Source organism: Streptomyces sp. P9(2023) (assembly GCF_032436795.1).
GTDB lineage: Bacteria > Actinomycetota > Actinomycetes > Streptomycetales > Streptomycetaceae > Streptomyces.
The window spans coordinates 56,348-64,251 of record NZ_JAUPWM010000040.1 but is presented as its reverse complement, the minus strand read 5'-3'; the positions used below and the strand labels follow the sequence as shown (position 1 = coordinate 64,251).

At 71.6% G+C, this 7,904-nt stretch carries 7 protein-coding genes and 2 pseudogenes; 4 read left to right on the top strand and 5 right to left on the bottom strand.

Going from position 1 to position 7,904, the window contains the following annotated elements:
* Window positions 1-384 precede the first annotated feature (384 nt).
* From Q5762_RS31680 to Q5762_RS31670, 3 genes are read right to left on the bottom strand one after another with little or no spacing between them, the layout of a single operon-like run.
* Window positions 385-1,089 (bottom strand): restriction endonuclease, encoded by a 705-nt coding sequence (locus Q5762_RS31680; RefSeq protein WP_315895710.1) that lies wholly within the window; start codon window positions 1,087-1,089, stop codon window positions 385-387.
* A 52-nt stretch (window positions 1,090-1,141) separates the two neighbouring features.
* Window positions 1,142-2,383: an MFS transporter gene (locus Q5762_RS31675; RefSeq protein ID WP_399495314.1), complete on the bottom strand. Its 1,242-nt coding sequence runs from the start codon at window positions 2,381-2,383 to the stop codon at window positions 1,142-1,144.
* Window positions 2,384-2,388: 5 nt separating this feature from the next.
* Window positions 2,389-3,747 carry an NAD(P)-binding domain-containing protein gene (locus Q5762_RS31670; protein ID WP_315895709.1) on the bottom strand — a complete coding sequence of 453 codons (1,359 nt, stop codon included), beginning with the start codon at window positions 3,745-3,747 and terminating at the stop codon, window positions 2,389-2,391.
* Window positions 3,748-3,861: 114 nt separating this feature from the next.
* Here Q5762_RS31670 and Q5762_RS31665 point away from each other — a divergent pair, with 114 nt between their 5' ends.
* Window positions 3,862-4,224 carry a metalloregulator ArsR/SmtB family transcription factor gene (locus Q5762_RS31665; protein WP_315895708.1) on the top strand — a complete coding sequence of 121 codons (363 nt, stop codon included), beginning with the start codon at window positions 3,862-3,864 and terminating at the stop codon, window positions 4,222-4,224.
* Between the two features lie 3 nt (window positions 4,225-4,227).
* A pseudogene (locus Q5762_RS31660) lies at window positions 4,228-4,716 on the top strand (GNAT family N-acetyltransferase).
* Window positions 4,717-4,728: 12 nt separating this feature from the next.
* Here the strand turns inward: Q5762_RS31660 and Q5762_RS31655 are convergent.
* Together Q5762_RS31655 and Q5762_RS31650 are read right to left on the bottom strand one after the other, a co-directional pair.
* Window positions 4,729-5,796, bottom strand: a pseudogene (locus Q5762_RS31655) (ArsO family NAD(P)H-dependent flavin-containing monooxygenase).
* Window positions 5,793-6,674 (bottom strand): aquaporin, encoded by an 882-nt coding sequence (locus Q5762_RS31650; protein ID WP_399495313.1) that lies wholly within the window; start codon window positions 6,672-6,674, stop codon window positions 5,793-5,795. The pseudogene Q5762_RS31655 and the gene Q5762_RS31650 overlap by 4 nt, the downstream one beginning before the upstream one ends.
* On the opposite strand from Q5762_RS31650, the gene Q5762_RS31645 reads away from it, so the two are divergent.
* Window positions 6,663-6,929 carry an arsenate reductase ArsC gene (locus tag Q5762_RS31645; protein WP_315895707.1) on the top strand — a complete coding sequence of 89 codons (267 nt, stop codon included), beginning with the start codon at window positions 6,663-6,665 and terminating at the stop codon, window positions 6,927-6,929. The two genes, Q5762_RS31650 and Q5762_RS31645, sit on opposite strands and share 12 nt — an antisense overlap.
* 48 nt (window positions 6,930-6,977) lie before the next feature.
* Entirely contained in the window at window positions 6,978-7,397 is a 420-nt protein-coding gene (locus Q5762_RS31640) for an arsenate reductase ArsC (RefSeq protein WP_315895706.1), read from the top strand.
* Window positions 7,398-7,904: the final 507 nt, after the last annotated feature.

Genomic DNA, 7,904 nt, shown 5'->3' with positions numbered 1-7,904 from the left:
CTTCACGGGCGGGCGGCACGGCCGGGGAGTCGGGCGGGGCGGGCATGTCCCGCAGGGCTCGGACGGGGGAGGTCGGCGGCAGGACCACGGGCACGACCTGGAGGAGCGCGCCTACGGCGAGGACGGCCCGTACGTCGAGCTGCCCAAAGCCGGAGACTGGCAGACTCTGGGGACTGTGTCTCGCGGCTTGGGTGTAGCTGAGGATGGGACAGGCTGTTCTGCCGAGGTTGAGTTGGACAGATTCCCTCGCGCGGGTGAGGCAGCGGTCGGCACCGGGGCCATCGTTCGTCCGCCCGTGCGGACGCACGACCATGAAGGCCAGACCCGATCCGCAGACCGCGCGAGGAAGGCACCGCCGGCCTGCGCGGTCCTGTGGATCCGCGGTTACTCGTACGTCTCCTTCCGCCGGACGGCGTGTCGGCGGTCGCCCTGGCCGGAGCCATTCACGGCGGTGAGCGCCGGGAGGGCCGTGCCGGTGTTCCAGAGGCCGAGGTGGTCGCGGTGCACGGCGAGGACGGCGTTCTGGACGGCGCAGCGTTCGGCCGGGCCGCTGAAGTACGTCGTGGTCACGAAGATCGCGACGTCTGCGCGGAAGTGGACCTGTGAGCCGAGGAGGTCGCGGACCTCGCCGCTGGATATCTTCCGCTTCGGGTTGTAGCGCTTGCACTGAATCACCATCGTGCGGCCGTCCGGCAGCCGTCCGCGTACGTCGGCCCCGTCGTCGCCCGTGCGGCCGACCCGGCGGACCTCGGTGCAGCCGTCCCGTCGGCAGAGGTCGGCCACGAAGTCCTCGAACTCCGTGGCTTCCATCGCGTCGACCTCGGCGAGGGTCCGATGGCCGGCGCTGACCGCGTTCTCATGGCGCCACTTCTCGTCGTCACCTCGGATGAGCCGGTCGGTCTTCCACAGCCACCACCCGCCCCCGCCGACTGTGCCGAGAGTCAAGGTCCCTACGACGTAAGGCCAGATCACCGACCAGAGCAGCACAAGCAGGGCCACTCCGGCGATGCCTGCGATCAATGCCGCCTTGCGCCGGTCCTCCCGCCGTTTCCGCGCGGCCGAACGGCGCCGATTCTTGCGAACTGCCACCCCGTTCCCCTCCCTTGGTCTCAGAGCAGCAGTCTGGGCAGGGCGACGCGTGTCAGTAAGAGCGCCCGTTGGCCATGGCTCGTTCCTCGCGACCCGCTGCGGAGGCGGCGGCAGCCAGCAGCGCGGCCACGAGGGAGAAAGCTGCCAGGGCAGCGAACAAGTGGGGGTAGCCGCCCAGAGGGGCGGCCAAGGCGGCACCGGCCCAGGGGGCCAGGGCAGCCGCCAGGTGGGCCGGGGCACCCAAGATGGCCGAGAGGCGGCCGTAGTCGGTGGTGCCCCAGCGGTCGGTGACGGCGGTGGCCTGAAGCAGGGTCAGGTTGCCTCGTACGACACCGGCCAGGACCGCCAGCACGACCAGTAGCGGCATCGGGCCGGGTATCAGGGCGAGGGCAGCTGTCGTCGCTGCGCCCAGCGTGATCAGGGTGACGGTGCGGACGGTGACCGAGGTACGGGCGGCAAGGCCGGAGTACAGGGTGCGGCCGAAGCTCTGGCCGGCTCCGCCGAGGCCGAGTGCCCAGGCGGCGGTTGTCGCATCGGCGCCGCGTTCGGTGAGGAGCGGGATCAGGCCCATCACGACGGCGTACATGGCGAAGCTGGAGAGGGTGAAGGCTGCTGCCAGGAGGAGGAAGGGGCGGCTGCGGGGAATGGGGGTGTGATCGGAGGCGGGTGGCGGCGGTGGGGCGGCCGGCCAGGGGGCACGAAGCGCCAGGGCATGCGCGGGGATGGTGACTGCGGCCAGGATCACCGCGAGGACCACGTACGTGGCGCGCCAGCTCAACCGCTCGGCGAGGGCTGCGGTCAAAGGCGCGAAGACCGTGGAGGCGAGTCCGCCTGCGAGCGTGACGATCGTCAGGGCGCGGACGCGGTCGGGCCCCCACCAGCGGGTGAGGGCGGCGAAGGCGGGCGGGTAGAAGGTGGCGGCCATGGCCACGCCCGCGAGCAGCCAACCCACGCAGAATGCAGCGAGATTGGGGGCGGCCGCCATCACCAGTAGGGCAAGCGTGCCGAGCACGGAGCCGGCGGTCATCACGGCACGCGGCCCTCGGCGGTCGAGGATCCGGCCGACGGGGATGCCCGCCACGGCCGAGACGAGCAGGGCGAGGGAGAACGCGGCGGTGGCTGCGTCGACGGACCAGCCGGTGTCGGCCGTCAGGCGCGGGAGCAGGACGGGGAAGGCGTAGTAGACGATGCCCCAGCTCGTGATCTGAGTAGCGCAGAGGGCTGGGAGGACGCCGCGTGGCCGCGACCGGACCCCCGTCCCGGTCGCGGCCACGCCGGCCTCGGTGTTGGTCACCTCGGTCAGCAGCCGCCGGAAGTGCAGGCGGGGGCGCCGATGGTGAGGGTGGCCGGGGCGGCGCAGCAGCCGCCACTGGTCTCCTCGGCTGCTGCGGGCTGATCGAAGAGGCCCGCGCCGCCGCAGACTCCGGTCTCGGGGAGGGTGAGCTCGACGCGCTCGGCGGCTTCCTGGTCACCGGCGAGGTGGGCGGCGATGGAGCGGACCTGCTCGTAGCCGGTCATGGCGAGGAAGGTCGGGGCGCGGCCGTAGGACTTCATGCCCACCAGGTAGACGCCCTTCTCCGGGTGGGAGAGCTCGTTGACGCCGTGCGGGTAGACGGTGCCGCAGGAGTGCTGGTTGGGGTCGATCAGCGGGGCGAGGGCGGTGGGGGCCTGGAGGCGCTCGTCGAGGCCCAGTCGGAGTTCGTCGAGGAAGGTGAGGTCGGGGCGGAGGCCGGTGAGGACGATGACCTCGTCTACGGGGTCCAGGCGGCGGCCGTCCTCGCCCACGAGGACCAGGCGACCGTCGGTGTCACGCTCGACGGCGTCGGTGCGGAAGCCGGTGACCGCGTCGGCGTACCCGCCGTCGACGGCCGCCTTGGCGGCGAGGCCGAGGGCGCCGCGGGCGGGGAGCTGGTCGGCTGCGCCGCCGCCGAAGGTGGAGCCGGAGATGCCGCGACGGAGGATCCACAGCGCGTGGGTGCCCTGCTCGTCCTTCGCGAGGTCGGCGAGGTGGGCGAGGGCGGTGAAAGCCGAGGCTCCGGAGCCGATGACGGCAGTGCGCTTGCCCGCGTACCTGGCCCGGACGGCATGGTCCTTCAGGTCGGGGACGCGGTACGAGATCCGGTCGGACGCAGCCTTCTCGCCGAGGGCGGCCAGTCCGCTGCCGCCGGCCGGGCTGGGGGTGGTCCAGGTTCCGGAGGCGTCGATCACGGCGCGGGCGAAGATCCGCTCCTCGCGGCCGCCAGGGCCAGTGAGGTGGATGACGAAGGGCTGGGCGTCACGGTCGGCGTCGACGATGCGGTCCCGGCCGGCCCGGGAGACGCCGGTGACGGTCGCGTTGTAGCGGACACGGCCGCCGAGGACGTCGGCCAGGGGCTGGAGGTAGAGCTCGGCCCAGTCGCCACCGGACGGGTAGGTGGCACCGTCCGGCTTTACCCAGCCGGTAGGGGCGAGGAGCTTCTCGGCCTCCGGGTCGACGACCTCGGACCAGGTGGAGAAGAGGCGTACGTGCGACCAGTCGCGCACGGCGGAGGCGGCGGCCGGTCCGGCCTCCAGAACCAGGGGCTCGATGTCCCGCTCGATGAGGCGGGCGGCCGCGGCGAGTCCGATCGGGCCGGCGCCGATCACGACGACGGGCAGGGCTTCGGTGGATGCGTTCACGGCGGGCTCCCCAATTGATTAGACGTCTGTCGATGTCCTGACGCCTACAGAGTGGACCTTGGATCGACGTTCGTCAACATAGACATCTGTCGAAATTCGTCGGATGATGGGGGCATGACTACGAAGGTGTTGCCGCTGCTGGAGCCGGAGGCCGTGGCGGCGTGCTGCCCGCCTCTGTCGGAGCGCCCGCTGACGGCCGAGGAGGCCGAGCGGACCGCCGTCATGTTCAAGGCCCTGGGTGACCCGGTACGCCTGCGGCTGTTCTCGCTGGTCGCCTCGCACGAGGGCGGCGAGGCATGCGTGTGCGACATCTCCGACGTGGGTGTCTCCCAGCCGACGGTCTCCCATCACCTGAAGAAGCTGCGCGAGGCCGGGCTGCTGTCCTCCGAGCGGCGCGGCACCTGGGTGTACTACCGGGTCGAGCCCTCGGTGCTCGCCGCGATGGGACAGCTGCTGACCCGGGCGGCATCCGCATGAGCAATCACGATCGTGCCGCTGGCCGAAACGCATGCGGATGAGGTCCTGGCGATCTACCAGGCGGGGATCGACGAGGGCACGCCACCTTCGAGACCACCGCCCCCTCGTGGCAGGTGTTCGAGGCGGGCAGACTGCCGGAGCACCGCTTCGCCGCCGTCGGCGAGGACGGCAAGGTCCTGGGCTTGGGTCGCGGCGAGCGCGGTCTCGGACCGGTGCGCGTACGCGGGCGTGGTCGAGCACTCGGTCTACGTCCACCGGGCCGCCCGTGGGCAAGGCGTCGCCATGCAGCTCCTCACCTCACTGATCGGCTCGACGGAGGCTGCGGGGATCTGGACGATCCAGTCCGGCATCTTCCCCGAGAACCTTGCGAGCCTGGCCCTTCATCAGCGGGCCGGTTTCCGGGTCATCGGTACCCGTGAGTGCATCGGCCGCCACCACGGCGTGTGGCGCGACGTGGTCCTGCTGGAGCGCCGCAACCCCGCCATCACCTGACCGCACTGCGTTCTACCCGCTCAGCCCGGACAGCAGGGATGCGATCTCGCGGGCGGCGGCGCGCGCGGGACGGCCGACGCCGATGAGGGTGGCAGAGGCCGGGCCCGTCCAGTCTCCGTAACCGAGCAGGTGCAGCCGCGGTTCGTCGACGGCCCGGGTGCCGACGGTCGCGATGTGGCCGCGGGCGCCCCGCAGGCGCAGTGAGGCGAAGTGGGCGAGGGCTGGGCGGAAGCCGGTGCACCAGATGACCGCGTCTGCTTCCGTGCGGGTGCCGTCGGCCCACTCGGCGCCGGTGGTGGTGAGGCGGGTGAACATCGGCTTCGCGTGCAGGAGTCCGGCGTCGCGGGCGGCGCGTACGGGCGGCACAGCCACGATGTCGCCGAGGGAGGCCACGCCACCGGTGTCGGTGCGGCCGGCGTCCAGTGCGCGGCGGCGGCCGGTGGCCGCGTCGAAGAGGGCGCGGCCGTCGATGTCGTCGGCCAGGTAGCGGGGCGGACGCTGGGTGACCCACGTCAGTTCGGCCACGGAGGCGAGGTCGGCGGCGATCTGGGCGCCGGAGTTGCCGCCGCCGACGACGATCACCCGCCTGCCTGCGAACTCGGCGGGGCTCTTGTACCGCACCGTGTGGAGCTGGCGGCCGGCGAACTCCCGGCGACCGGGGACGGCGGGGATGAACGGGCGGGTCCAGGTGCCGGTCGCGCTGATGACCGCGCGGGCCCGCCAGTCGCCCGCGTCGCTCTCCACCCGCAGACAAGCGCCGTCGCGATGGACCGCGTCGACCCCCACGCCGTGCTGGACCGGCAGCTCGAACCGCTTCTCGTAATCGGCGAGGTACTCCACGACATGCGCCGCGTCCGGGTACGTCTGGCCGCGCCGGGCGGGCATCAGCCGCCCGGTCAGCGAGGAGTACTGGGCTGGGGAGAACAGATGGAGGGAGTCCCAGGTGTGCTGTCAGGCCCCACCGGGGGCAGTCTGGGCGTCGAGGATGACGTGCTCGACGCCCAGACGGCGCAGGTGGTACCCGGCGGCGAGCCCTGCTTGGCCGCCGCCGATCACCACCACGTTCGTGCGCTGCGTCATCCCGCGGGCTGCTCCGTGTCGTTCTTGCCGCGCATGAAGATGACCGCCACCAGCGCCAGGCCCACGATCGCGCCGACCAGTTGCATGCCGATGAAGCCGGCGACGGAGGCCGGGGCGATGCCCGCGAAGGTGTCGGTGAAGGCGCGGCCGATGGTGACGGCCGGGTTGGCGAAGGACGTGGAGGAGGTGAACCAGTAGGCGGCGCCGATGTACGAGGCGACCGCGACGGGGGCGAAGCGGAGCCGGTCGGTGCGGGCCAGGCCGAAGATCAGCAGGATCAGGCCGGCGGTCGCGACGACCTCGCCGAGGAGGAGGTTTCCGGCGGAGCGGTCGTGGGTGGACCACTTCACCAGCGGCTCGCCGAACATGGCGTCGGCCAGGATCGCGCCCGCGATCGCACCGACGATCTGCGAAGGCACGTAAACAGCGAACTCGCGGGCGGTGACTCCGGCGCCGCCGCGGCGGGCGGTCCACCACTCGGCCAGGGTGACGGCCGGGTTGAAGTGAGCCCCGGACACCGGACCGAGCAGGGCGATCAGGACGCCGAGCCCGAACACGGTGGCGGTGGAGTTGGCCAGCAACCGGAGAGCCACGTCCTGGGTGAGCTTCGTGGCCTGGATGCCGGAGCCGACGACGATCGCGACCAGGGCCGCGGTGCCGACCAGCTCGGCGGCGGCGCGGGCGATCAGAGGACGAACGCCTGGACGCCCTCGCCCACACCCAAGGGCTGACGAGCGGGCCGAACCGAGTGCTGTTCGTGTGCAGCCAGAACGCCGGCCGCTCCCAGATGGCTGCGGCTCTCCTGGCCCACTGGGCAGGCGAGCGGGTAACGGTTCTCCTCCGCGGGCACCCGCCCCGACGACGCGGTGGAGGCGCACATCGCGCAGGCCCTCAGCGAGGCCGGCGTGGACCTGGCCGATGCCTATCCCAAGCCGCTGACCCAAGAGGTCGTCGGGGCCGCCGACGTCGTGATCACGATGGGTTGCGGCGATGTCTGCCCCGTCATGCCCGGTCGCCGCTACCTCGACTGGCCCGTGGCTGACATTGATGAAGCGCCGATCGCCGTCGTCCGCGATATCCGCGACGCCATCGACGCCCACATCACCGAGCTGCTCACCCAGCTCGCCCCCTGAAGCCCCCGCACATCCCCACCGCAGTCGCCTCACCTCAAGGAAGAACAGATGTCCTCCGCTCCTGCCGCCTCCGTCCTGTTCGTCTGCATCCACAACGCGGGCCGCTCCCAGATGGCGGCCGGGTTCCTGCGCCACCTCGCGGGCGACCGCGTCGAGGTCCGCTCCGCCGGTTCCGTGCCCGGCGAGCAGATCAACCCCTCGGCCGTCGCCGCCATGGCCGAGCTGGGCATCGACATCTCCGACCAGAAGCCGAAGGTCCTCACCCCCGAGGCCGCGCAGGCGTCGGACTACATCATCACCATGGGCTGCGGCGACGCCTGCCCGTACTTCCCCGGCAAGACCTACCTCGACTGGCAGCTCGAGGACCCGGCCGGGCAGGGCGTCGAGGCCGTCCGCCCGATCCGCGACGAGATCAAGGGCCTCATCGAGGGCCTGATCGCCGAGATCGATGCGAAGAAGCAGGGCTGATCCCGTGACCGACGCGGCCACTGCCGACGACGACATACGCAACGTCATCATCATCGGCTCCGGCCCCGCCGGGTACAGCCGCCGGCTGGGCCGAATAACTTCGCTGTTGGGCCGTGGGGTTGGGGACGTACGCGTGTTGGAGAGGTGCGGCGCTCAGTCCGAGCGGGTACGCCGAGATGTACAAGAAGTTGTAGTCGAGGCCGGTTTCCGGGTCGCTTGTACTGTCCCGGAAAGCGAAGAGGACAATCGGCGGAAGCCATGCCGGGCGCCGAGATTGCGGTGCCGCACACGGTGGTGCGGTGCTGCCAGGCGATGCGGCCGCCAGGTGTCACCAGCTCCGTCGGGGTGCCGACGAGGTCGGCGATGATCGCGTGGAACCGGGCGTCGTACTCGACCTGGCCGTGACGGTCGGCCTGGGCCAGCGGGCGGTAAGTGCCGAAGCCCCACGCCGACAAGGAGCTCCCTCCCAGAGTCCAGGATTGGGATGGGAGTCGAAAGGCGCCGAGC